Origin of the sequence: Streptomyces sp. NPDC049915, assembly GCF_040656475.1 — a bacterium.
Taxonomy (GTDB): domain Bacteria; phylum Actinomycetota; class Actinomycetes; order Streptomycetales; family Streptomycetaceae; genus Streptomyces.
Map to the genome: position 1 here is coordinate 361,400 of NZ_JBFAMH010000005.1, position 23,385 is coordinate 384,784.

A 23,385-nucleotide genomic window follows, 5' to 3' on the forward strand; every position below is an offset into this window, starting at 1 on the left:
AAGGAAGAGCTCTCATGGAGACCATGCGCGAGCGGTTCGCCCCTGTGCTCACCCGGCTGCTGGACGAGGACCCGCGGGTCGCCGTCGTGCTCGCCGAGATCGGAAAGGACGGTTTCACCGAGGCGATGCGCCGCCATCCGGACCGGGTGGTCAACGTCGGCATCCGCGAGCAACTGCTGGTCGGCGCGGGCGCCGGTCTGGCACTGACCGGGCTGCGGCCGGTGGTGCACACCTTCGCCAGTTTTCTGGTGGAGCGGCCCTTCGAGCAGGTGAAACTGGACCTCGGGCACCAGGGGCTCGGCGCCGTCCTGGTCAGCGCGGCCGCCTCGTTCGACTGGCCGGCGGGCGGGTTCACCCACATGGCGCCGGGGGACGTGGCGCTGCTGGACACGCTGGACGGCTGGACCGTGCACGTTCCGGGCCATCCCGACGAGGCCGAGACCCTGCTGCGGCACGCCGTCGCGGCGGGCGACGACAAGGTGTACGTGCGGTTGTCGGTGCAGGCGAACGCCCAGGGGCGGCCGGTCGACGGGGAGCGGTTCCTGACCGTGCGCGAGGGTGGCGCGGGCGTCGTCGTCGCGGTGGGGCCCCTGCTGGACACCGTGCTGGAGGCGACCGAGGGCCTCGACGTGACCGTGCTGTATGCGACGACCGTGCGGCCCTTCGACACGGCGGCCCTGCGCCGGGCGGCAGACGCGGCCCGGCCGGACGTCGTGCTGGTCGAGCCGTATCTGGCGGGCACCTCGACGGCCGCGGCCAACGACGCCCTGGCCGACCTGCCGCACCGGGTGCTGGGGCTCGGCGTGGGGCGGCGCGAGCTGCGGCGCTACGGGACCGTCGAGGAACACGTGGCCGCACACGGCCTGGACGCCGCCTCACTGCGGGAACGGATCGCCGGGTTCCTTCGGCCGGCCGGCTGAGTGGCCTGGCTCAGCCGTGTTCCGTCCGCGTCGGCCGGGGTATCACCGTCCCGGCCCGCGGGAGCGTGTCGGCTCGGACCAGGTCGCGTATCGCGGGCACCGACAGCAGCGCCAGCGCGACGACGACGCTGGTCGCCGCGGACACCAGCAGCACGTGGTCGGCGCCCAGCGCCGAGGCGGCGGGGCCGGACAGGGCCTGGCCGACGGGCAGCATGGCGAGGGAGGCGGCGACGTCGTAGGCGTGGATGCGGTTGAGGACGTCGGCGGGGACGTGGGTCTGCACACTGGTCGCCCACATCACGCCCCAGAACGACATCGCCGCCCCGGCGACCGCGGCCCCGGCCGCCATGGCGGGGACCCCGAGACCCGCGCCGACGCTCGCCGGGAAGGCGACGAAGCCGAACAGCGCGATTGCCCCGGCGCGCAGCATGCGGCGCGGGCGCAGCCGCAGCGCGAGCAGTCCGCCGACCACGGTGCCGGCGCCGAGGGCGGAGTTGACCAGGCCGTAGGCGCGCGGCCCGTGGTGCTGCACCACCTCGGCGGCGATCAGGGGAACGCTGGGGCCCCAGACGGCGATCATGTACAGACACCAGACGGCGATCACGCCCCACAGCCATGTGCGGACCCGGAACTCGTGCCAGCCTTCGACGAGGTCGGCCCGGAAGGCGCGGGCGCCCCGCCGGACCGCGCGGTCGCCGTGCGCGAGCGGGGGCATGCGGATCAGCAGCAGGCACAGGGCGCTGAGGGCGTAGGTGGCGGCGTGCGCGGCGAACACGCCGCCGGGTGAGGCGAAGCCGACGAGCAGGCCGGCGAGCGCAGGGCCGGCGAGCTGGGCGGCGGACTCGGCGATGCGGATGGCACCGTTGGCGCCCTGGATGTCGGCGGCTAGACGGGGCACGGTACTGGCCACGCCGGGCTGGAAGACCGCGCCCGCGACCCCGCCGGCGAAGCCGATCGCGCAGATCTCCCACAGCACCACGTGGTCGGCGAAGAACAGCGCGGCGGCCAGGGACTGGGTGCCCAGCCGGACCAGGTCGGCGCCGATCATCAGCCTGCGGGTGGAGAAGCGGTCGGCGATGACCCCGCCGAAGACGACGAGCCCGGCGAACGCGGCGGCGGTCGCGGCCATGGCGAGTCCGACCGCGCCGGCGCCGTACCCGTGCTGGAGCAGTCCCGCGGCGAGGGCCACCGGCAGCATGGTGTCGCCCAGCCGGGCCACGGCCCGCGCCACGAAGAACAACGCGAAGTCCCGCGACCACACGCCTCCCCCGCCGCGGTCCCGGTGCCACCGGCTCCTCCCGCGCCGCACCACGTCGCGGACCCCGTGTCAGCCACCCCAGGCCCTCCCCTCCCGGTGTCCTGTGGCAGCCGGAGCCCCCTCCGCTCCGGCTGCCGTCACTGCCGTCGGATCATGCCATCCGCCACTGACAACGCCACCGGAATTTCCGCCGCGTGGTCATTCCGGGGCCGGCCGCCCCCACTCCGGGTAGGACTCCAGCAGTCGCGGCGGGGCCGCCTGGCGCCAGGAGTCGGTGAGGATGTCGCGCAGCTCCCGCTCGTCCTCCAGCGCCCCGAGCCTGACCCGGATCCAGGCGAACTGCGCCTCGTGCCCGGCGATCCAGAACTTCTCCGGCTCGGCCAGCACCAGTTCGTCGCGCTCCTCCTTCGGGCAGCGCACCGCCATGGAGGTCTCGTCCTCGGGCAGCGTGGCGAACATCTTTCCCGCGACCCGGAACGTGGGCATGCTCCAGGCGGTCTTCTCCGTCGTGTCCGGCAGGGACAGCGCGACACGGCGTACGTCTTCGGCATCCGGCATGGCAGGAACCGTAACCGCTGCCACTGACACTCACCCGCCGGCGCCGGCCGTCCCGACCTGCTTGTAGTACAGGGTCGTCGGCCGCAGTACGCCGTCGGGGCTCGCCGCGTAGTCGGGGATCGTCCCGGCGCGGGTCCAGCCGGCCGAGCGGTACAGGGACTCGGCGGGGCTGCCGGTCTCGGTGTCCAGGTGCAGCAGCGTGATCCCGGCCGCGACGGCGGCCGCCTCGGCGGTGGCCAGCAGGGCGCGGCCGAGACCGCGGCCACGCGCGCCGCGGTGGACCATCAGCTTGATGATCTCCGCGCGGTGACGGCTGTTGGGTTTGTCGGGCAGGGCGAGGCTCACGGTGCCGGCCGGCCGCCCCGCGTCGTACGCCACCCACACGGTGAGCCGTCCGGCGGCCACGGCCTGTGCGCGCTCCCGCCACCACGCGACGGCCGCGGCCGGTTCCAGGGGTGCGAGGAAGCCGATGGAGGCACCCCCGGCCACCGTGTCGACCAGCAGGTCCGCCAACTCCGCGGAGGCGGCGAGAAGGTGGGGGCCGTCCAGGCGTCTCACGGCCGCACCACCGCCAGCAGGTAGCGCACGCCGGTGTCGTCCGCGCAGCGGAACCGGGTCGCCCCCCACACCCGCATCCGCAGGCAGTCACCGGCTCCGAGCCGGTGCGTGACCTCCTGCGCGGTCACCTCCATCGCCCCCTGAAGCACCCAGATGTGCTGTTCCAGGCCGGCGACGGGCGGGCGGTCGTAGGCGAGGTCGGCGCCGGCGGCGAGGCGGCCCTCCACGAGTTCGCCGCGCAACCCGGTGTGCGGCGGGGACACCGAGCGCCGTACGAAGCCGGCCGAACGGTCCTCCCAGACCGGCTGGTCCGCCGCGCGCACGACGGCGGCGGGCTCCGCCTCGACCTCGCTGAGCAACTGGGACATGGTCCGTCCGTAGACCGCGCACAGGCGGTTCAGCAGGGCGGCGGTCGGGCTGATCTCGGCCCGCTCGGCCCGCGAGAGGGTCGAACGGCTGATGCCGCAGCGCTCGGCCAACTCGCCCAGCGACCAGCCTTGTTCGGCACGCAGTTCGGCCAGCCGCACTCCGAGCCGCACGTCGACGTCGGCGGCCGTGACTTCAGGGTTTCCCATATTCGGGACGCTATCCCGAATATGAGACAGCCGTGTTACGGCGGCCTCACTCCCGTCCGCCGAACGCCGCCAGCGTGCGCTCCAGCGCGGGCAGGGCGCGCACCACCCCGCGGGAACGGATCAGCAGGTCCCACGCGGGCTCGAACTTCTTCCAACCGCCCGCGTACGCGAGGTGCCGCAGCCGTTCGGACCGGCCCGGCTGGGCGGCCGAGCCTCGCCAGATGTTGGACCAGCGGTAGAAGTCGCGGTAGGCCCGCCAGTAGCCGTCCTCCAGCTGACGCGCCGTCATCCTCCGGGGCTCGTACACGACGTGGCGGGTGTCGTACAGGTCCCAGTCGCGGTGCAGGATCCGGTTCTCGGACTCCAGTTGCTTCCACAGTCCGGTCGAGGGGTAGGGCGTCATGATGTGGAAGGTGGCCGTCTCGATGCCCTGGCCGACCGCCCACTGCACCGTCCGGTCGAAGACGTCCGGGCCGTCCCTGTCGAGCCCGAAGACGAAGCTGGCGTTGACCATGACGCCGGCGTCGTGCAGGCGGCGTACCACCGCCGCGTAGTCCGTGCCGACGTTCTGGTTCTTGCGGCGTTCGGCGAGGTTGGCGTCGTTGACGCTCTCGAAGCCGACGAACAGACTGCGCAGGCCCGCCTCGACCGCCCTCTCCAGCAGTCCCGGCCGCATGACCGAGTCGACGGTGGCCGCGGCCTGCCACAGCCGTCCCCCGCCCGCCATGCCGTCGAACAGGGCCTCGGCGAAACGGCGGTTGCCGAAGAGGTGGTCGTCGAGGAAGTACAGATGGCGGCCGGGCAGCCGGTCGATCTCGGCGAGGGCGTCGTCGACGGCCTGCGTGTAGAAGGACTTGCCGCCCTCGAAGAAGGCGTCCTTGTAGCAGAAGTCGCAGTGGTGGGGGCAGCCGCGCGACACCACGAGGGAGTTGGGCACCAGGTACAGGTGTCTCTTGATCAGGTCTCGCCGCACCGGCGGGAGCCCGGCCAGCGTGCGCTGCGCCGAGTCGTAGCGGCGGGCCGGCACGCCGTCGCGGAAGTCCTTGAGGAACAGCGGCCAGGTGTCCTCGCCCGGACCGGTGAAGATCGTGTCCGCATGCGCCGTGGCCTCCTCCGGCAGCGAGGTCACATGCAGCCCGCCCATGGCCACGTGGACGCCCCGGGCGCGGAAGTGGTCGGCTATCTCGTAGCTGCGCCGGGCGGAGGTGATGTACGGCTGGACCACCAGCAGGTCGGGGCTCGCGAGAGCCTCGAGGGCGAGGCGCTCCACGTGCTCGTCGTACAGCGTGACCTCGTCGTCGGGGTCCAGATAGCCCGCCAGGGTGGCCAGGCCCAGGGGCGGGAACAGCGAGTACTTGATGGGCCGGAACAGCGGGCTGGTCGCCTCGGTCAGAGCCGGAAGGATCATCGTCACGCGCATGACAGCACAGACTCGTGCGCCTGCCGACCGGTTCCCGTCGCGTCCGGCCGGCCCGGCCGACGCGTCCCGCCGCTATCCCTCGGCCGCCTCGCCCAGCGCGTCCAGTACCGGGCGGATCAGCGGGTGCTCCTCCGCGCCCCGGCGGACGGCGGCGAAGACGCGGCGGGTCGGCGGCGCGCCGTCGACCGGGCGGACGACGACACCGGTGAGGTCCATGCCGCGCAGGGCGGAGCGCGGCACGAGGGCCACGCCGGCGTCGGCCGCCGCGAGGGCGACGACGGCGCGGAAGTCGTCGGAGGAGTGCTCCAGGCGGGGCTGGAAACCGGCGTGCTCGCAGGCCAGGACGACGACGTCGTGGCAGGGGTTGCCGGGGTACGGGCCGATCCACGGGTCCTTGGCCAAGTCGGCGAGGGGGACCTCGACGGAGTCGGCGAGGCGGTGGCTGACCGGGACGACCGCGTCGAACGGCTCCGCGTAGAGCGGCATGTGGGTGAGGCGGGGGTCGTCGGCGGGCGGCGCGCCGCGGTACTCGACGGCGACCGCCACGTCGACCTGCCGGTCCAGCACCATCGGCAGGCTGGCGTCGCCCTCGGCGTCCTGGACGCGGATGCGGATGCCGGGGGCGGTGTCGGCGAGCCGGGCCACCGCGGGCGCGACGACCAGCGCGATGCCGGTGGCGAAGGCGGCGACGGTGACCGTGCCGGCCTGCCCGGAGCCGTAGGCGGCGAGTTCGGCCTCGGCCCGCTCCAGCTGGGCGAGGACGGCATTGGTGTGGCTGAGCAGGATCTCACCGGCCGGGGTGAGCCGTACGCCCTTGGCGCCGCGCTCGACCAGGCGGTGACCGGTCTCCTGCTCCAGCGCGGTGAGCTGCTGGGAGACCGCCGACGGGGTGAGGTACAGCGCGGCGGCAGCCGCCGTCACCGTGCGGTGGTCGGCCACCGCACGGAGGATGTGGAGCCGCCGCGCTTCGATCACGGAATCGATTGTCTCAGGTCGGCCGGGCAGGTCGGGCCGGGCAGGTCGGGCCGGGCGGGCCCGGGCCGGGCGGGTGTCAGGCGCCCAGTTCCGCCCGCGCCGCCACGAACGCGTCCACGGCCCGGTTCACGTCCTCGGTGGAGTGGGCGGCGGACAGCTGCACGCGGATGCGGGCGGCGCCCTGCGGCACGACCGGGTAGGAGAAGCCGATCACGTACACGCCGCGCTCCAGCAGCAGCTCCGCCATCCGGCCGGCCACGGACGCGTCACCGATCATGACGGGGGCGATGGCGTGGTCGCCGGGGAGGATGTCGAAGCCCTCCTCGGTCATGCGGCGGCGGAACAGGGCGGTGTTCTCGTTCAGCCGGACCCGCAGGTCGTCGGCGGACTCCAGCAGGTCGAGGACCTTCAGCGAGGCGGCGGCGATCACCGGGGCGAGCGTGTTGGAGAACAGGTACGGCCGCGAGCGCTGGCGCAGCAGGGCGACGATCTCGGCGCGGGCGGCGACGTAGCCGCCGGAGGCACCGCCGAGGGCCTTGCCGAGGGTGCCGGTGACGATGTCGACGCGGTCCATCACGCCGTGCAGTTCGGGGGTGCCGCGGCCGGTGGGGCCGACGAAGCCGACGGCGTGGGAGTCGTCGACCATGACCATCGCGTCGTAGCGGTCCGCGAGGTCGCAGATCTCCGCCAGCGGCGCCACGTAGCCGTCCATGGAGAAGACGCCGTCGGTGACGATCAGGCGGCGGCGCGCGTCGGACGCCTCCTTCAGCTTGGTCTCGAGGTCTTCCAGGTCGCGGTTGGCGTAGCGGAAGCGGCGGGCCTTGGACAGGCGGATGCCGTCGATGATGGAGGCGTGGTTGAGGGCGTCGGAGATGACCGCGTCCTCCTCGCCGAGCAGCGTCTCGAAGACACCGCCGTTGGCGTCGAAGCAGGAGGAGTACAGGATCGTGTCCTCCTGGCCGAGGAATGCCGCGAGGCGCGCCTCCAGCTCCTTGTGGACCTCCTGGGTGCCGCAGATGAAGCGCACGGAGGCCATGCCGTAGCCCCAGCGGTCCAGGGCCGCGTGGGCGGCGGCGACGACCTCGGGGTGGTCGGCGAGACCGAGGTAGTTGTTGGCGCAGAAGTTGAGGACCTCGCCGGGGCGGCCGCCGGCGGTGACGTTGACGGTCGCGGACTGCGGGGTGTCGATGACCCGCTCGGGCTTGTGCAGCCCGGCGGCGCGGATCTCGTCGAGGGTGGCACGCAGGTCGTCGCGCACGGATTCGAACATCGGGAAAGCTCCTAGGAGTGCTCGCGGGAAAGAGGCCGGGGCGGGGTCACGCGGTCCAGTCGAGGATGACCTTGCCGCCCTTGCCGCTCGCGGCGTCCGCGAACGCCGCCTCGAAGTCGCGGTAGCCGTAGCGGCCGGTGATCACGGGGGCGAGGTCGAGGCCACCCTCCAGCAGCACCGACATCGCGTACCAGGTCTCGAACATCTCCCGGCCGTAGATGCCCTTGATGGTGATCATCGAGGTGACGATCCGGGCCCAGTCGACCGGGAACTCCTCGGCGGGCAGGCCGAGCATGGCGATACGGCCGCCGTGCGTCATGTTGGCGATCATGTCGCGTAGCGCCTCGGGCCGGCCGGACATCTCCAGGCCGATGTCGAAGCCCTCGCGCAGGCCCAGCTCCCGCTGCCCGTCGGCGATCTGTTCCCGCGCCACATTCAGGGCGAGGCTGACACCGATCTTCCGTGCCAGCTCCAGGCGCTCCTCGCTGACGTCGGTGATGACGACGTGACGGGCTCCGGCGTGCTTGGCCACGGCGGCAGCCATCAGACCGATCGGGCCGGCGCCGGTGATGAGCACGTCCTCGTTGACGAGCGGGAAGGACAGCGCGGTGTGCACGGCGTTGCCGAACGGGTCGAAGATCGCGGCGACGTCGAGGTCGACGGGGACGCGGTGCACCCACACGTTGGACGCGGGGAGCGCGACGTACTCCGCGAACGCGCCGTCGCGGCCGACGCCGAGACCGACGGTGGCCCGGCACAGGTGACGGCGGCCGGCCAGGCAGTTGCGGCACTTGCCGCACACCAGGTGGCCCTCGCCGCTGACCCGGTCGCCGACGGCGATGTCGGTGACGTCACGGCCGGTCTCGACGACCTCGCCGACGAACTCGTGCCCGATCACCAGCGGGGTGTCGATCGCCTGCTGCGCCCAGCCGTCCCAGGCCCGGATGTGCAGGTCGGTGCCGCAGATGCCGGTGCGCTCCACCTTGATCAGGACGTCCCCGGGGCCGATGGCCGGCTCCGGCACGTCCGTGAGCCACAGTCCGGGCTCCGCCTTCTCCTTGACCAGCGCCTTCACGCTACGGCTCCTGTGGTGCTCGGGCCCGGGCGCGGGCAGGCCGAAGAAGCCCGCGTGCGGGAAGAGGGATGGGAATGCGTTCAGCAATCTGCCGTATAGCGCACGCCGGGGTCCATCGAGCTTTTCTTAAGCGGCGGCTCAGCTTTCCTTCACGCCTTCGGTCCAGTCGTCACACCGGCCCGTGTGCCCCGCGGCCGGTCGTCACACCAGCCCGTGTTCCAGCCGGCCCGCCAGGTCGGCGGCCGCGGACTTGATCGTCTCCAGGCCGGCCTTGCCCCAGGTGCGTGGCGCGCGGTCGGCGACGCACACGGTGCCGAGGACGGTTCCGGTGGAGTCGATGAGCGGGGCGCCGAGGTAGGAGCGGATGCCGTACTCGTCGACGACCGGGTTGCCGGCGAAGCGCGGGTAGTCGGCGACGTCCTCCAGGGCCAGGGCGCGGCGGCGCACGGCGACGTGCGGGCAGTAGCCGTGGTCGCGCGGCAGGACCCGGCCGAGGGCGGGGCGCGGCGGCTCGCCCGGCGCGGGCGGCGGCGGGGGCGGTGCGTGCAGTCCGGCGAAGAACTGCGTATCCGCGCCGAGGAAGTTGACCATCCCGAACGGCGCTCCGGTGAGGTCGGCGAGGTGGCCGGCGTAGGAGTCGAGGGAGGGCTCGGCCCGCTCCCCGAGACCCAGCAGGTGCAGCCGGCGGGCGCGAGCGGGGGCGTCGCGGTCCTCGGGGGTGAGCAGCAGCCGGCCGACGGGGCTCGGCGGCTCGTACCTCATGGCCGTTCTCCAGCAGTGCGGGGATGGTCCGGAAGATGGTCTGGGGGCGTCACGGTCTCTCCTGTCAGGCGCCGCTGGTGGAGGCGGGAGCGACGGGGGCGTAGGCGATGAGGTGCCGCACGAGGGTGAGCAGGGTCTGCACGCCGGAGGCGGAGATCCGGGCGTCGCAGCGCACGACGGGGATCTCCGGGGCCAGGTCGATGGCGGCGCGTACCTCGTCGGGGTCGTAGCGGTGGCCGCCGTCGAACTCGTTGATGGCGAGGATGAAGCCCAGGCCGCGCTCCTCGAAGAAGTCGACGGCGGCGAAGCAGTCCTGCAGCCGCCGGGTGTCGGCGAGGACGACCGCGCCGAGGGCGCCCTCGCACAGTTCGTCCCACATGAACCAGAAGCGCTCCTGTCCGGGGGTTCCGAACAGGTACAGCACGTGCCCGGGATCGACGGTGATGCGGCCGAAGTCCATGGCGACCGTGGTCTCCATCTTGTTCTCGATGCCCTCGAGACTGTCGGTGGCCGCGCTGACGGTGGTGAGCAGCTCCTCGGTGCTGAGCGGGGCGATCTCGCTGACCGCGCCGACGAAGGTGGTCTTGCCGACGCCGAAACCGCCCGCGACGAGGATCTTCAGCGCGGTCGGGAACGGGTCGCCGTCGTCGTGCCCCTGGTAGGTGGGCGCGCCGGCTCGGTAGTCGGGGTGGCCGCCGTAGCCGGAGCGGTCGTAGGACGTCTCAGAGCTGTCGTCGTAGTCCATCGAGCACTGCCTCCAGTAGGGCCCGGTCGGTGGGTCGGTGGTGGAACGCCGGGGGTTTGGTGGTGAGCGCGCGGGTGTCGACGAGGTCGGACAGCAGCACCTTGGTGACGACCGCCGGCAGCTTCAGGTGGGCGGCGATCTCGGCCACCGAGACGGGTGCCCGGCACAGGTCGAGGGCCTGTGCGTGTTCGGGGCCGAGATAGCCGAGGGGGGTCGCCCCGGTGGCCATCACCTGTGACATCAGGTCGAGTGCGACGCTGGGGCGGGTGCGGCCGTTGCTCACCGTGAAGGGGCGCACCAGCCGGCCGGCCGCGTCGTCGAGCCAGGGGCCCTCCCCGGCCGCCGCCACGCTCAAGGCCGCATCACCGGGGGCTCGGCGGACTGCTGGCGGGGCGCGGTCACCAGGTAGGGGCGGACGCTCTTGACGAGCATGGCCATCTCGTAGCCGAGCACGGCGGCGTCCGCGTCGCGGCCGGCGAGTACGGCGAGGCAGGTGCCGGAGCCGGCGGTGGTGACGAACAGCAGTGTCGCGTCGAGTTCGACGACGACCTGCCGGACGTCGCCGCCGTCGCCGAAGCGGATGCCGGCGCTGCGGCCGAGCGAGTACAGGCCGGAGGCGAGGGCCGCCATGTGGTCGGCGCTGTCCACGTCGAGCCCGTGCACGGACTTCACGAGCCCGTCGCAGGACAGCAGGACGGCGCTGCGGGTGTGGGGTACGCGCTGGACGAGGCCGCTCAACAGCCAGTCGAGGTCGGTTGCCTGGGCGGTCGGCGCATCGCTCGCCATGGTGGATCGACTCCTTGGGGTACGTGGTGGGGCGGGAGCGGTGGGGGTGGTCATCCGGCCGGTGCGCTCCCGTCGTGCCGGGTGGTGAGACGGTCGGGCGCGGGGGCGCCGGGGTGGTGCGGCGCGGGGGCCGGCCTGCCGTGGTGGGTGCCGGGTGTGTCGAGCGGCGCGGGCAGGTGGACGGCGTGCGGCCCGGGGTGCGCCGCGCGCGGGGACGTCAGGTGCAGGGCGGTGGGCCCGGTCGCCGCTTCCGGGCGGGGCTCGGTGACCGGGTCGAGGCCCTGCTGGGCCTCGGCCAGAGTGATGCCGCGCTGGAAGGCGGCCATCAGACCGGGGTCGGGTCCGGCGGCGTCGTCCTCGGGGCGGGGCAGGGGGCCGCCGCGCAGTTGCGGCACGATGTGTTCCTGGGCGCGGCGCCGGGGCAGCCGGGGCTTGCCCATGGTGCCGCGGACGGCGCCGGCCCGCGGGAGCGGCGGGGCGCCGGCGATCTCCTCCACCGCCGCCCGGTCCTCGGGCCGGATGCCGGGTACGGCCGAGGCGGGGGTGGGTCGCTCCTGCTGCCGGCCCCGCACGGGCAACGGCGGAACGCCCGGCCCGTGGGCGGCGCTCTCGGGTGCGGGGGAGGCGGCCTGCTCGGGCAGGGGGTGGGCGGGCCGCCCGGAGCGCGCCTCGCCCGGCCGGCCGGTGCCGGTGTGCCGGTCGCCCTTCCTCGGCCGTACGACCGGCACGACGCCGTCGTCGCCGTCCGGCACCGTGGCGTGGGGCGCGCTCGCGGGCGCGGGACGGGGCTCGTGCGGTGGCACGGCGTACGGCCCGGTGGGGTGCGCCTGCTGCGGCGGTACGACGACGGGGTGCGCGCCGGTGCCGGTGTCGTGCGGTCGGTCCCCGCCCGCCGGAACGGCCCCGGTGTCGGTGTCGGCACCGAGCAGGGCCAGCGGGACGACGAGGACGGCCTGGACTCCGCCGTAGATGTTGTTCTGCAGGCGCACCCGGATGCCGTGCCGCCGCGCGAGCTGGGAGACCACGTAGAGCCCGATGCGGCCGTCGGCGAGCAGCCGGGCGACGTTGACCTGGTCGGGGTCGGCGAGCAGCTGGTTCATCCGCTGCTGTTCCTCGACAGGCATACCCAGGCCGCGGTCCTCGACCTCTACGGCGAGGCCGGAGGTGACGAGGCTGGCGCGCAGCAGGACCTGGGTGTGCGGGGCGGAGAACACGCCGGCGTTCTCGACGAGTTCGGCGAGCAGGTGGATGACGTCGGCGACGGCGTGGCCGCGCAGGGTGCCCTCGATCGGCGGGACCAGCTTGACCCGGGAGTACTGCTCGACCTCGGCGATCGCCGAGCGCAGCACCTCGGTCATGGAGACGGGGTGACTCCACTGCCGACGGGAGACGGCGCCGCCGAGCACGGCGAGGTTCTCGGCGTGGCGGCGGATGCGGGTGGCGAGGTGGTCGACGTGGAAGAGGCTCTTGAGCAGGTCGGGGTCCTCGATCTCGTTCTCGAGCTCGTCGAGGATGGAGATCTCCCGGTGCACCAGGGACTGCAGCCGCCGGGCGAGGTTCTCGAAGACCTCCAGTTTCTGTTCGCTGCCGGTCTGGCTGGACAGCTGCGCGGCATGGACCACGGCGGCGACGGCGGCGTCGTGCGCGCGGGTCAGGTCGGCGGCGAGCAGGTCGAGGTCGTCGGCGTCGGGGCCCGGGGCGCGCGGTTGCGGGGGTGCGGGCGGGGCCTCGCCGCGGCGCAGCGCCTCGACGAGGGCGCGCAGGTCCGCCTCGCCGCGCGCGCTGCGGCGGCGCAGGGCGCCGACCCGGTCGCCGATGGAGCGGGCGGCGCGGTCGGCCGCGACGGCGGCGATGACGATGCCGGCGAGGGCGACGGCCCCCGCGCCGGCCAGCACGGCCCACAGGCCGTCGGGGCGTGGCCCGGAGGTGCGGACGGTGAACAGCACCGCCGCGCAGGCGCTCAGGGCGACCGCGGTCGGTGGGAGTACGGCGAGGCGCAGCAGCTGCGGCCGTATGTGGGCCTCGGGGACGGTGGGGTGGGTGCGGACTGCCGGCCGCCCGTGCCGCCCGCCGCCCTCACGGCGGTCTGCGCGTGCGGCCGGTGCGCGGAGGTGAGACATCGGTGTCCTCGTACTGGGGTCCTGGTCCGTCGGGCTGGTGTCGCCCGACGGACACTCACAGTAGTCGGCAACGCATCATGCGCGGTGGGCAGTTGACAAAGTGCCACGCACAGCACCCCCCTCTGGTATGAGGCTTCGTACGACAGACCGATAACCCTGCCCGGGAGGCGGACAGCGGCGATCATTTTGCGATCAGAGCTGTTCAGGAGCGGTCATGACGAAAGGGCGAGGGCCGGGAGGCATGTCACCTCCCGGCCCTCACCCTTTCCGTCTCCTGTTCGATGGACGCCCGGCGGGGATCGCTCGGGACCGGTCCGCGCCCGGTGCAGCCTTCCCCTTGGCATCACTCAGCGTTAACGTCGAGGTGACTCGGGATCAGACCGCCGCGCGCGCCGGCGCCGGCAGGCGGGCCGGGTCGAACGCCGTGGCGGCGAGGGTGCCGTCGGCCGTGAGCAGACCGAAGACCGGATAGCCGGTGATGTCGAAGGCCTCGCCGAGCGGCCCGTCGCCCTCCTCGACGACGACGTGGGCGACCCCGGACAGGGCCGCCACCTGCTCACGGGCCTCCTCCGGCGTGCCGTGCACGACCGCCAGGACGCTGCGGCCGGTCAGGGCCGCCGTGGCGCGGGCCTGCTCCACGAAGAGGGGCAGCCGCTCCTTGCAGGCACGGCAGTCGGGGGTGAAGAAACCGAGCATGGTCTCGCCCAGCCCGTCGCGGGTGATCCGCTCGCCGGTGGTGGTCACGGCGGAGAAGGAGGACACGGTGGAGCCGGCCGGGACGATCAGCCCGTCCACGACCCGGTCGGACTTCTCCGCGGCCTGCGCCCGCAGTTTGCGGATGACGCCGAAGGTGAGGAGCAGGTTCAGCAGACAGAGCACGGCGAGCACCACGACGGCGCTGACGAGGAAGGGCATGGGTGACTCCGAGGTCTCGTGTGATCGCCGGGCGGGGTGTCCGCCGCGGCGGTCCGGGAGGTCGAGCCGCCTTAGGGGTGCGGCGGTCGATGCCTACGGGGCGGATCCGCGGACGCGCCCCTGGGTGCGGGGGGCGCCGTCGTCGAACAGCGAGCCCAGCTCGTCGGTGAAGATCACGAGGAGTGCGCCGACCAGCGCGGCGAACGCCGCGACGAGCACACCGGCCGCCTGCCCCGGCACCGGCGTCCCGGCGAGCGCCGCCGCCAGGCCGAAGGCGGCCAGGGCGAGCAGCACGGTGTTGCGCACCACATGCCGGCGGCCGAGCGGCGTCGTCGAGGCACCGAAGCACGCGCACGACGTCCGCGTCCCGGCACGCAACGCCCGGACGATGCCGGCGGTGAAGGCGGCGAGCAGCAACAGGGTCAGGCCGAAGCCGAAGGCTCCGCCGGGCCCGAGGGCGAGCAGCACCACCGCGGCACACTCCCCCGCCACGACGGTCACCGCCACGGGGCGCACGGCGCGGGCCGGTACGCCCATGGCGCGGGCGGAATCCTCGAATCCGGCGAACGCACCGGCGCCGCGCAGTTTTCCGGTCGCCGAGGCGGCGAACACGATGCCGACGAGAAGCCGGACAGCAAGCAGGGCGTATGCCACGAGCAGCCCTCACCTCTCTGGGACGACTGGGCCGGAGGCAATGTAACCCCAAGTCGACATGAGCAACAGTGGTCATTTCCCGCTCAAAAATTTCCTGCGAATACGGAATCGCTCCGTCAACTTTTGCGCCCTTGCGCTCAATTGGCCACAGGACTTAACTTCTGCCGCGGTCGGCCACACCCATGGCCGGCCTTCATTCCTAGACGGAGGTCCGCGATGACCCGTGTGATCGCAACGATGGGCGACAAGCTGCTCGGCATGCTCCTCAAGGAGGACCGGGCCGGCGCCTGCGTCCCGGAGCACGGCACGTTCTGCAAGTGCACGAACCACGTCCGGTACGTCTACAGCTGTGCCGGTCCCTGCGTGAAGTCCGGCAGCTGCTGACCCTCGGTCCCAACGCGCCGATGACGCACGCCGATCCACCGGACGGTTCCCCGGAGGCATCGCCGCCTCCGGGGAACCGGCTGCGGGCCCGCGCCGCGTGGGCGGCGATCGCCCTGCAGTTCCGCGGCGCACCCGTGGGCGCCACGCTGCTGTTCGCCACCACCCTCTCCGTCGGCGTCCTGCCGGCCGCCGCCGCCTGGCTCACCAAGCTGCTGTTCGACGAACTGGGCCACGGTGCGCACACCGACACCCACCGTGCCGTCTTCCTCGGGATCGCCGTGGCCGCGCTCGGCGCGCTCTCCGCGATCCTCCTCCAACTCTCCGCTTACCTCGATGAGTTGGTGCGCAGGCGGCTGGTCGTCGAGGTCGAGCGGACGCTGTTCGCCAAGGTCGACACCTTCCACGGGCTGCGGCGGTTCGAGGACCCCGCGTTCCACGACCGGCTGCGGCTCGCCCAGCAGGCCTGCGAGGACGCGCCGCACAACATCACCATGTTCGCGCAGGAGGCCGTGCGCGCGGTGGCCGCCATCGGCGCCTTCACCGGCGCGCTGCTCGCCGTGTGGCCGCCGATGGTGGGCCTGCTGTTCCTGGTCGGCGCCGCGGCCCTGCTCGCCCGGCTGTCGCTGGCGCGCCGTCAGGCCGTGGTCTGGGAACTGAGTTCGGCCCGGCTGCGGCGCCATCTGTTCTACCGCTCGCTGCTCACCGACCCGCGGGCCGCCAAGGAGATCCGGCTGTTCGGACTCGGCGGCTTCATGAACGGCCGGCTGGTACGGGCGCTCGGCGACGCCACCGAGGCCCAGCTGGCGGTGGCCCGGCGCGGCGCCCTCGTACAGTCGGCGTTCGCCGCGCTCAACGCGGTTCTCGCCGGGCTCGGCACGGTCGTCGTCGTGGTCGGCGCGGCCCGAGGCCGGTTCACCGTCGGCGACGTCACGCTGTTCGTGGCCGCCGCGGCGGGCGTACAGGGGGCGTTCACCGGGATCGTCCTGCAGGCCGGCACCGCCGCCGAGGGCGTCCGGCTCTTCGGCCACTACCTCGACCTGCTCGACACCCCCGACGACCTGCCCCGGGGCGGAGCTCCGGTGCCGGCGCTCAGCGGCAGCCTCGAACTGCGCGACGTCTGGTTCCGCTACGACCCGTCCGGCCCCTGGGTCCTGCGCGGGGTGAACCTGACCGTCCCGGCGGGCACCGCGACCGGGCTCGTGGGCCGCAACGGAGCCGGCAAGAGCACCCTCATCAAGTTGCTGTGCCGGTTCTACGACCCCGAGCGCGGCGCGATCCTGTGGGACGGCACGGACATCCGCGCCATGGACGTGACCGAGTTGCGCCGCCGGATCGGCGTGACGTTCCAGGACTACATGACGTACGACCTCTCGGCGGCGGAGAACATCGGCATCGGGGATCTGGCGCACCGCGAGGACCGGGAGCGGATCCACGCCAGTGCGGCACTCGCCGGCATCGACGGGACCCTGCGCGGCCTGCCCGAGGGGTACGCGACGCAGCTCAGCCGGGTCCACCGGGGCGAGGAGGACGGCGCCACGGGAGTCACCCTGTCCGGCGGGCAGTGGCAGCGGGTGGCGCTGGCCCGTTCGCTGATGCGGCGCGACGCCGACCTGCTCATCCTCGACGAGCCCAGCTCGGGCCTGGACCCGGAGGCCGAGCACGAGGTGCACCGCACGCTGGGCCGGCACCGCCGGGGACGCACCGCGCTGCTGGTCTCCCACCGGCTCGGCGCGCTGCGCGCGGCGGACCGCATCGCCGTCCTGGTGGACGGCGAGATCGCCGAACTCGGCTCCCACGACGAGCTGATGGCCCGCACGGACGGGCACTACGCGCGGCTGTTCACCCTGCAGGCGGCGGGCTACGCCAGCGACGGCGACCGGAGCAGGCCGGCGGAGGCGGCGTCATGAGCCGCCCACGACACGAAGACGGCACGATGACGGCGACGGGGGCGCGCACGGGACGGGCGCTGACGGCAGTGGCAGCGGGCATGGTGCTGCTGCTGGGGTCGGTGCGGGCCCTGCGGACACGGCTCGCGCTCGTCAGGGTCACCGGATCGAGCATGAGCCCGGCCTTCGCGGACGGCGACCGGCTGATCGTGCGCCGCACGCGGCACGTACGTCGCGGCGACGCGGTCGTGTTCCGCAACCCGATGCCCGCCGTCGAGCGCGACGCACACCTGGAGTGGCTGGTCAAACGGGTCGCGGCTGTGCCCGGCGACCCGGTCCCGGAGGAGGTGCGCGCGGCCGTCGGCGCTCCGCCGGGCGGGCGGGTGCCACCCGGCTCCCTGGTCGTCCGCGGGGACGCACCGCGCACCCAGGACTCCCGCCACTTCGGCTACGTGCCCGCCTCGACCCTCCTCGGCGTCGTCCTCACGGTTCTACGCAGGTGACGGCCCCCTGGACGGGGGCTCGGGGGCGGGCTCCCTGGACGGGGCGCTCAGTCGTCGCCCACGAGGTCCAGCCCCCGGGCCGCGCGCAGTCCGAGCTCCGGGGCCGGCCAGCTGCGGGTGAGGGTCTGGGACACGCCGCGCCACCAGGGACGGGTGGGCAGGTCGCCGCCCGGCTCGAAGGGCGCGCCCGGCACGGGCACCGCGACGGGCTGCCCGACCGTCTCACCGGCCGCCAGCGTCCACTCCCCCGGCTCGGCCCACGGGTGCGGGGCGAGGTTGAAGGTGCCCCAGTGGATCGGCAGCAGCGCCCCGTGCGGTGCGCCGCCCTGGAGATCGAGGTGGGCGCGTACGCCCTCCTCGGGGGTCATATGGATGTCCGGCCAGAACTCGCTGTACGCCCCGATCTGGATCATCGTCGCGTCGAACGGGCCGTGGGCTGCGCCGATGTCCCGGAAGCCGTCGAAGTAGCCGGTGTCGCCGCTGTGGTAGATCCGGTGTTCCTCGCCCGCGACGACCCAGGACGCCCACAGCGTGTGCTGGGTGTTGCGCAGGCCGCGGCCGCAGAAGTGGCGGGCCGGGGTCGCGGTCAGGGTGAGGGGGCCGACCTTGATCTCCTCGTGCCAGTCCAGCTCGCGCAGCCGGCTCTCCGCGACGCCCCAGTGCTCCAGATGGGCGCCGACGCCGAGCGGCACGGCGAACAGCGTGTCGGTGCCCGCCAGCGCCTTGACCGTGGGCAGGTCGAGGTGGTCGTAGTGGTCGTGGGAGATGACGACGACGTCGACCGGGCCGAGCGCGGCGAGCGGCAGGGGCGCGGGATGCAGCCGTCTGGGCCCGGCGAAGGGGAACGGGGAGCAGCGCTCACCCCACACGGGGTCGAAGAGCACCCGCTGCCCGTCGATCTCGGCGAGCACGCTGGAGTGCCCCATCCAGGTCAGCCGCAGCCCCGTCGCCGGCGGCCGGGCGAGGTCGGCGAGCGTGGTGGCGTGCACCGGAACCGTGCCCGTCGGAGAGCGCCGGGGGCGGGCCTCCTTGTCGAAGTACACCTTGGCGAAGTCCGTCGCGGAGCAGGACGGGCGGGTACGGGCGGCGCCGCCCGGGTTCACGAACACGCCGTCCTGGAAGTGGGGCGAACGCCGGATGCGCGCCAGGCGCTCACCGGCCGGGTCCGCACCGAAGGCCGCCGGCCTCAGCGCACGGAGCCCGGAGCTCGTGAAACGGGAGCCGGTCACGGCACCTCCAGAAGAGTCGGGGCGTTCCATTATGGTCCGCGACGCGACCGACCACGGGGCGGGGCGGGCGCAGGGCGGGGCAGGCGCGGGCGGCGGAAGCCGGCGGCCGGGGGCCGGCCTGGGCCCAGGGGCCCGGAAGTCGAGATCAGGGGTCGTAGGCCCGGCGGCCAGGGGTCGTAGGGCCGGCGGCTGTGTGTGATCGTCCGCGGCGAGTGCGTCGTGGCCTTGATCTCCCCGACGGGTTGCCCGAGAAGTCTGTCGTCGGTCCCACGACTCGGCGGGCCGGGTGCCGGCGGGCCGAGGTGCGGACGGGGCGGCCCCGAACCGGCGGGGTGCGCCGCGCGTACGCCCCGTGGACGGTGCGGGCGGGGCATGGGGGCGGGGCGGCCGTCCGGGAACGACGATGGCCAGTCACCGAGAAGGGCGGCGAGGCCGGTTCACGTTCGGCCTCGCCGCCCTTTGAAGGGGAGACGCACGCTGCGGCCCGACTTCGCCTTTCGAACCGCACCTTCCATGCACCGCACGGGTGCCACGTGCCGAGCCGGGTAAACCACTCGTCGTCAGGCGCGGCAGGCGATTCCCCCGAACGCCTAGGCCGGGGCCGGCCGCGGCATCAGTACGCACACGGCCTTACCGCTCGGGACCGGGACCACCGTCACCCTCTTGGCCAGGCGACGGACCATGGACCAGCCGAACCCTCCGGCCTGCCCGCTCAGGTCGGGGAGGCGTGAGCACGGAGGGGTGGGGTCGGAGTCCACCACCGTCACCTCGACCGCATCGGGACGGGCGTCCAAGCTCAACATGCACGTCGCACTGTGCGCATGCCGCACCACGTTGGTGACGAGCTCCGAGACGACCAGTTCGACGTCGTCGGCCGCGCGGCCCACGACCGGCGGTACCAGCTGCCGCAGATATCGCCGGCAGACGCGCCGAGCCCTGACGGGAGTTTCCGAGTCACTGTCGAGGACCGTGTGACGCGACGGGCCGACTCCCGTCCCCGGACGATGGCGGATCACGCGCTGCCTCCCTGATTGGCCGGTACGTTCCGTTCGTGTGCCCGGCCTTCGTGTCGCCGCTCCCCGCCCCGGTGACGGCACCGGCGTGGGGAGCAGGCCCGGGCGAACGCCCGTGCCGCCGGACGGCCCACGGTTCAGCGCGTGGTGAGCATGCCCTCACGCAGGCGCTTCAAGGTCCGGGACAGCAAGCGTGAGACATGCATCTGGGAGCATCCCAGGTGCTCGCCGATCTGGGCCTGGGTGAGTTCCTCGACGAACCGCATGTGCAGGATCTGCCGGTCGCGCTCGCCGAGTTCGGCGATCAGGGGCGCCAGGGCGTGGAAGTCCTCCACCAGCCCCATGGCGGGGTCCTCGGCGCCGATGAATTCGGACAATGCCATCTCGCCGTCCGGTGCGCCGCCGATGGTGGCGTCCAGGGAGGAGGAGTTGTAGCCGTTGGAAGCCATGCGGGCCTCTATGACCTCCTCCTCCGACAGGCTCATCAGCTCGGCGAGCTCCCGGACGGTGGGGGTGCGGCCCAGCCGGGAGCGCAGTTCGTCCGTGGCCCGTGCGAGCTCGACCCGGGCCTCCTGCAGGCGGCGGGGCACGTGGACGGCCCAGGAGGTGTCCCGGAAGAAGCGCTTGATCTCGCCGACGATGTAGGGGATGGCGAAGGAGGTGAACTCCACCTCACGGGACAGCTCGAAGCGGTCGATCGCCTTGATCAGGCCGATCGTGCCGACCTGGACGATGTCCTCCATCTCCTCCGGGCCGCGGCTGCGGAACCGGCCCGCCGCATACCGCACGAGAGAGGTGTTCATCTCGATCAGCGTGTTGCGCGCGTACTGGTACTGGGCCGTGCCCTCCTCCAGCACCGCCAGCCGCTCGAGGAACGCCTTCGTCAGCTGCCGGGCGTCCTTCGGCGGGACCGCCCGGGGGTCGGTCACCTCCGGCAGGCCGGCCGTCTTGCCGTTCACGTCCGTGCGTGACGCCGTCGCCGCCATCATTTCTCTCCCCTTCTCGTGCCCTCCCCGACCGAAGCAGCCAGTGAGGCGCGCCTACCCCGGTCCACACGAGGAAAACTCAGGTACGGGACGGAGCGTCTTCTTCCCGCACTCGGGGGACGCCGGCGTGAGCCCCGGTGGCGGTCTTGGCGAGTTCCGCGTTGAACTGAGCGCCCATCAGCAACGCCAGATTGGACAGCCACAGCCAGATGAGGAAGACGATGACGCCGGCCAGTGAGCCGTAGAGGCGGTGGTAGGTGCTCACGTGGTTGGTGTAGAAGGTGAAGCCCAGCGAGACGACCAGCAGGAGGGCGACCGCCAGACCACCGCCCGGCGCCATCCTCCGTACGGGGCGCGAGGCCGCGGGGCCCGAGCGGTACAGCACCAGAACCAGGGCGACCGCGACCACGGTCAGGAGGGGCCACCGCAGCGCGCCCCAGGCCGTCTCGGGCACGTTGCCCAGATCCAGGGCCCTGCCCAGACTCCTGGCCAGGCTTCCGGTGAGGAGCAGGGCGAGGGTGGTGACGAGGAGCAGGGCGATCAGTACGACCGTGGTGAGGATGACGCGTGGAACGGTGCGCCACACCGGGCGGTGCGCGCCGACCCGGTGCATCGCGTGCAGGGCCCGCCGGAAGACGCTCAGGTAGCTCGAGCCCGACCACAGCGCTCCCGTCACGCTGAAGGCGAAGAGCAGCCACGTCGCGGACGACTGCCCGGCCATCTGCTGCAGAGCACCGCGCAGCAGCCCACGTGAGGCCAGCGGGAAGAGCTGGAGCATCCGGTCGATGACGCCCGGCTTCGTCGTGGGCATGGTCAGGCCCAGCACCGACAGGATCACCAGCAGCACGGGGAACAGAGCCAGCACCGCGTAGTAGGTCAGTGCGGCGGCCCAGTCCGTGACGTCGTCGTCCCACACCGCCACCGGTACCCGGCGAAGCGCCGTCCACCATCGGCCGTCCCGGCCGCCACAGTCACGCATGCCCCGATGTTCCCATCGCGGACCGCTCGCAGACGCCCTGCCCGGGGCTTCTTCAGCGCCTGCGGCCCCGTGCGGACCAACCGCTTCCCACGCCCGCGAGGTGCAGGGCCAGCACGGCGAGACCGATCAGCATGATGTTGGTCGAGGTGAAGGTGTCGTTGGTGGAGATGTCAGCCGCATTGATCAAAAAGGCGATGAAGAACAAAACCGCCGAGGCGATGGCCAGCACGATGCTCGTTCCTTCCGGCAGGGGTGAGAGCGGATACTCCGGTGCCTTGCGGATTCCCCCTCTCTGGCCATGCACACGGCAATACCGGCGCGCAGCCAACTGACTCGTCACGGGCGGCGGGTTGGTCCTGCGAGCGCCGAGTGTCATCCGTGGGGTTGCCGTCTCCCGGCGCGGGCAACCGCAGTAGCGCGGGGCGGTATCGGAACAGCTTGCGCTACCGAAGATGACGACGCGAAGGAGGCCGACAATGACGTGGTGGGGTTGGGCGCTTTTCCTCATCGCGCTGGTGCTGCTGCTCACCGTGGGAGCCGCCGCCCTACAGGCGCGCCGCCGCTCCGGCACGGTCCTGGTGGTGCGGCGCGAACGGCGGCCCCGTCGGGGAGGTGCCCGGTGAGCACGCTCATGCTGGCCTCCGAACTGACCGGGCGGGTCGTGGTGACGTTGGGCGGTGAAGCCTTGGCGAAGGTCAAGGACACCGTCTTCGACGCCCCCGCAGGCCGGATCACCGGCTTCACGCTGAGCGGGCGGGGGCTGCTGGCAGGGCCGCTGCGGCAGAGTCTGCCGTTCACCGACGTCCATGCCCTCGGGCCGTCCGCCGTGATGATCCGCGACAAGGCCGCACTGGTGGAAAAGCGGGCGGTCATCGAACCCGGCGAGGCCGCGCGCGGCGATGTGCTGGGCGCGCCGGTCCTCACCGACCAGGGCACAGAGGTGGGGACGGTGCTCGACCTCGTCGTCGCGAGTGGGGCCGGCGGTCGGGTGGTGGGGTTCGAGATCGCCACCCACGCACACCTCGAGCGGCGGCAGCGCAAGGTGTTCATCCCGCGCGGCCAGACGCTCGCCGTATCCGGACAGGCGCTGGTCGTTCCCACGTCCGCGCGTCACTTCCTCGCCGACGACCTGCCGAACTTCGCCGCCCAGGTCGAGGCCTTCCGCGAGCGCAGCCGGCAAGGGGCCTCGGACATCCTTTCCCCCGGCGAGGACGAAGGAGGACGCGGATGATGCTCTTTTCGCAGACGCGCGGGCTGCCCGTTCTGACCGCCGTCGAGGCCGCATCGCTCGGCAAGGTGGAGGCTGTGTCGATCGACGCGGCCACGGCCACCGTCTCCTACCTGCGTCTGTCGGGAACGTCCCGTCACGCCGACGCGGTCTCCTGGAGCGCGGTCGAGGCAGTGGGGCCGGATGCCGTCATCGCGCGCTCCCGGATGGCCGCCGACCGTACCGCGCCCGAGGTGCCGGAGCATCAGGAGGTCATCGGGAGGCGGGTGTTGACGGACCAGGGCACCGAGCACGGGACCGTCAAGGATGTGGGGTTCGACCCGGACTCCGGACGTGTGCTCACCCTTTTCACCGCTCTGGGCGACATCCCTGGTGAGCGGCTGATCGGCGCGGGCCCTTACGCCGTGGTGGTGCGGGCGGACGACCGGTGATCCCAGGACGGAACCGTGCCTGCGGGGCCGTGACCCTCCGCTGCCGGATCATCATCTGATCCGTGGGACGAGTGAAGAGGCAGACGGTAGTACCGCTTGCCGCTTGCCTCTTCGGGTACTGCATGTTGATGGGGATGCGTGCCCAGTCCTGAAAC

General features: G+C 72.9%; 27 protein-coding genes. 7 read left to right on the forward strand and 20 right to left on the reverse strand.

The features are described from left to right. Positions 1 to 14 precede the first annotated feature (14 nt). Positions 15 to 920 (forward strand): transketolase, encoded by a 906-nt coding sequence (locus tag AB0J12_RS11450; RefSeq protein ID WP_363264035.1) that lies wholly within the window; start codon positions 15 to 17, stop codon positions 918 to 920. Positions 921 to 930: 10 nt separating this feature from the next. Here AB0J12_RS11450 and AB0J12_RS11455 read toward each other — a convergent pair whose 3' ends face one another. The 15 genes from AB0J12_RS11455 to AB0J12_RS11525 all read right to left on the reverse strand — a co-directional run bounded on the left by AB0J12_RS11455 (position 931) and on the right by AB0J12_RS11525 (position 14,591). Beyond that, positions 931 to 2,181: an MFS transporter gene (locus tag AB0J12_RS11455; RefSeq protein WP_363264036.1), complete on the reverse strand. Its 1,251-nt coding sequence runs from the start codon at positions 2,179 to 2,181 to the stop codon at positions 931 to 933. A 195-nt stretch (positions 2,182 to 2,376) separates the two neighbouring features. Further along, complete coding sequence (locus tag AB0J12_RS11460; protein WP_363264037.1) at positions 2,377 to 2,736, reverse strand: MmcQ/YjbR family DNA-binding protein; 360 nt, start codon at positions 2,734 to 2,736, stop codon at positions 2,377 to 2,379. Between the two features lie 30 nt (positions 2,737 to 2,766). Continuing rightward, positions 2,767 to 3,294, reverse strand: coding sequence for a GNAT family N-acetyltransferase (locus AB0J12_RS11465; protein WP_363264038.1), 528 nt, complete (start codon positions 3,292 to 3,294; stop codon positions 2,767 to 2,769). Continuing rightward, positions 3,291 to 3,869, reverse strand: a complete 579-nt coding sequence (locus tag AB0J12_RS11470; protein ID WP_363264039.1) for an XRE family transcriptional regulator — start codon at positions 3,867 to 3,869, stop codon at positions 3,291 to 3,293. The genes AB0J12_RS11465 and AB0J12_RS11470 overlap by 4 nt, the downstream gene beginning before the upstream one ends. 46 nt (positions 3,870 to 3,915) lie before the next feature. Continuing rightward, entirely contained in the window at positions 3,916 to 5,289 is a 1,374-nt protein-coding gene (locus tag AB0J12_RS11475; RefSeq protein WP_363264040.1) for a radical SAM protein, read from the reverse strand. A gap of 72 nt (positions 5,290 to 5,361) precedes the next feature. Then, a complete protein-coding gene (locus AB0J12_RS11480; RefSeq protein WP_363264041.1) occupies positions 5,362 to 6,264 on the reverse strand; it encodes a LysR family transcriptional regulator in 903 nt (300 codons plus the stop codon). A gap of 76 nt (positions 6,265 to 6,340) precedes the next feature. Further along, positions 6,341 to 7,534, reverse strand: a complete 1,194-nt coding sequence (locus AB0J12_RS11485) for a glycine C-acetyltransferase (RefSeq protein ID WP_363264042.1) — start codon at positions 7,532 to 7,534, stop codon at positions 6,341 to 6,343. Positions 7,535 to 7,580: 46 nt separating this feature from the next. After that, positions 7,581 to 8,609, reverse strand: coding sequence for an L-threonine 3-dehydrogenase (gene tdh / locus AB0J12_RS11490; RefSeq protein WP_363264043.1), 1,029 nt, complete (start codon positions 8,607 to 8,609; stop codon positions 7,581 to 7,583). Between the two features lie 201 nt (positions 8,610 to 8,810). Further along, a complete protein-coding gene (locus AB0J12_RS11495) occupies positions 8,811 to 9,371 on the reverse strand; it encodes a GAF domain-containing protein (protein WP_363264044.1) in 561 nt (186 codons plus the stop codon). Between the two features lie 64 nt (positions 9,372 to 9,435). After that, positions 9,436 to 10,116 (reverse strand): ATP/GTP-binding protein, encoded by a 681-nt coding sequence (locus tag AB0J12_RS11500; RefSeq protein WP_363264045.1) that lies wholly within the window; start codon positions 10,114 to 10,116, stop codon positions 9,436 to 9,438. Then, complete coding sequence (locus AB0J12_RS11505) at positions 10,094 to 10,465, reverse strand: DUF742 domain-containing protein (RefSeq protein WP_363264177.1); 372 nt, start codon at positions 10,463 to 10,465, stop codon at positions 10,094 to 10,096. The genes AB0J12_RS11500 and AB0J12_RS11505 overlap by 23 nt, the downstream gene beginning before the upstream one ends. 2 nt (positions 10,466 to 10,467) lie before the next feature. Beyond that, positions 10,468 to 10,902, reverse strand: coding sequence for a roadblock/LC7 domain-containing protein (locus tag AB0J12_RS11510; protein WP_363264046.1), 435 nt, complete (start codon positions 10,900 to 10,902; stop codon positions 10,468 to 10,470). Between the two features lie 50 nt (positions 10,903 to 10,952). Beyond that, a complete protein-coding gene (locus AB0J12_RS11515) occupies positions 10,953 to 13,022 on the reverse strand; it encodes an ATP-binding protein (RefSeq protein WP_363264047.1) in 2,070 nt (689 codons plus the stop codon). Between the two features lie 375 nt (positions 13,023 to 13,397). After that, positions 13,398 to 13,937, reverse strand: a complete 540-nt coding sequence (locus AB0J12_RS11520) for a hypothetical protein (protein WP_363264048.1) — start codon at positions 13,935 to 13,937, stop codon at positions 13,398 to 13,400. A gap of 93 nt (positions 13,938 to 14,030) precedes the next feature. Then, on the reverse strand, positions 14,031 to 14,591 hold the full coding sequence (locus AB0J12_RS11525) for a MauE/DoxX family redox-associated membrane protein (protein ID WP_363264049.1): 561 nt from the start codon (positions 14,589 to 14,591) through the stop codon (positions 14,031 to 14,033). Positions 14,592 to 14,807: 216 nt separating this feature from the next. Here AB0J12_RS11525 and AB0J12_RS11530 point away from each other — a divergent pair, with 216 nt between their 5' ends. Genes AB0J12_RS11530 through AB0J12_RS11540 form a run of 3 tightly spaced genes read left to right on the forward strand, consistent with a single transcriptional unit; the run spans position 14,808 to position 17,364 of the window. Further along, positions 14,808 to 14,975, forward strand: a complete 168-nt coding sequence (locus AB0J12_RS11530; RefSeq protein ID WP_363264050.1) for a hypothetical protein — start codon at positions 14,808 to 14,810, stop codon at positions 14,973 to 14,975. A 20-nt stretch (positions 14,976 to 14,995) separates the two neighbouring features. Continuing rightward, positions 14,996 to 16,882, forward strand: a complete 1,887-nt coding sequence (locus AB0J12_RS11535) for an ABC transporter ATP-binding protein (RefSeq protein ID WP_363264051.1) — start codon at positions 14,996 to 14,998, stop codon at positions 16,880 to 16,882. Further along, positions 16,879 to 17,364: a S26 family signal peptidase gene (locus AB0J12_RS11540; protein WP_363264052.1), complete on the forward strand. Its 486-nt coding sequence runs from the start codon at positions 16,879 to 16,881 to the stop codon at positions 17,362 to 17,364. The genes AB0J12_RS11535 and AB0J12_RS11540 overlap by 4 nt, the downstream gene beginning before the upstream one ends. A 47-nt stretch (positions 17,365 to 17,411) precedes the next feature. Here the strand turns inward: AB0J12_RS11540 and AB0J12_RS11545 are convergent, their stop codons facing one another. The 5 genes from AB0J12_RS11545 to AB0J12_RS11565 form a co-directional block, all read right to left on the reverse strand. Continuing rightward, the gene (locus tag AB0J12_RS11545; protein WP_363264053.1) at positions 17,412 to 18,593 is read right to left on the reverse strand and encodes an MBL fold metallo-hydrolase; all 1,182 of its coding nucleotides are present in this window, start codon (positions 18,591 to 18,593) and stop codon (positions 17,412 to 17,414) included. A 590-nt stretch (positions 18,594 to 19,183) separates the two neighbouring features. After that, the gene (locus AB0J12_RS11550; protein WP_363264054.1) at positions 19,184 to 19,690 is read right to left on the reverse strand and encodes an ATP-binding protein; all 507 of its coding nucleotides are present in this window, start codon (positions 19,688 to 19,690) and stop codon (positions 19,184 to 19,186) included. Positions 19,691 to 19,743: 53 nt separating this feature from the next. Then, entirely contained in the window at positions 19,744 to 20,595 is an 852-nt protein-coding gene (locus tag AB0J12_RS11555) for an RNA polymerase sigma factor SigF (protein WP_363264055.1), read from the reverse strand. 76 nt (positions 20,596 to 20,671) lie between these two features. Then, on the reverse strand, positions 20,672 to 21,571 hold the full coding sequence (locus AB0J12_RS11560) for a YihY/virulence factor BrkB family protein (protein WP_363264056.1): 900 nt from the start codon (positions 21,569 to 21,571) through the stop codon (positions 20,672 to 20,674). Positions 21,572 to 21,623: 52 nt separating this feature from the next. Beyond that, complete coding sequence (locus tag AB0J12_RS11565) at positions 21,624 to 21,800, reverse strand: hypothetical protein (RefSeq protein WP_363264057.1); 177 nt, start codon at positions 21,798 to 21,800, stop codon at positions 21,624 to 21,626. 247 nt (positions 21,801 to 22,047) lie between these two features. Here AB0J12_RS11565 and AB0J12_RS11570 point away from each other — a divergent pair, with 247 nt between their 5' ends. From AB0J12_RS11570 to AB0J12_RS11580, 3 genes are read left to right on the forward strand one after another with little or no spacing between them, the layout of a single operon-like run. Next, positions 22,048 to 22,194, forward strand: coding sequence for a hypothetical protein (locus AB0J12_RS11570; protein WP_363264058.1), 147 nt, complete (start codon positions 22,048 to 22,050; stop codon positions 22,192 to 22,194). After that, positions 22,191 to 22,802 (forward strand): PRC-barrel domain-containing protein, encoded by a 612-nt coding sequence (locus AB0J12_RS11575; protein WP_363264059.1) that lies wholly within the window; start codon positions 22,191 to 22,193, stop codon positions 22,800 to 22,802. Before AB0J12_RS11570 ends, AB0J12_RS11575 begins: the two co-directional genes overlap by 4 nt. After that, entirely contained in the window at positions 22,799 to 23,230 is a 432-nt protein-coding gene (locus AB0J12_RS11580) for a PRC-barrel domain-containing protein (protein WP_363264060.1), read from the forward strand. Before AB0J12_RS11575 ends, AB0J12_RS11580 begins: the two co-directional genes overlap by 4 nt. The last annotated feature ends 155 nt before the right edge of the window (positions 23,231 to 23,385 follow it).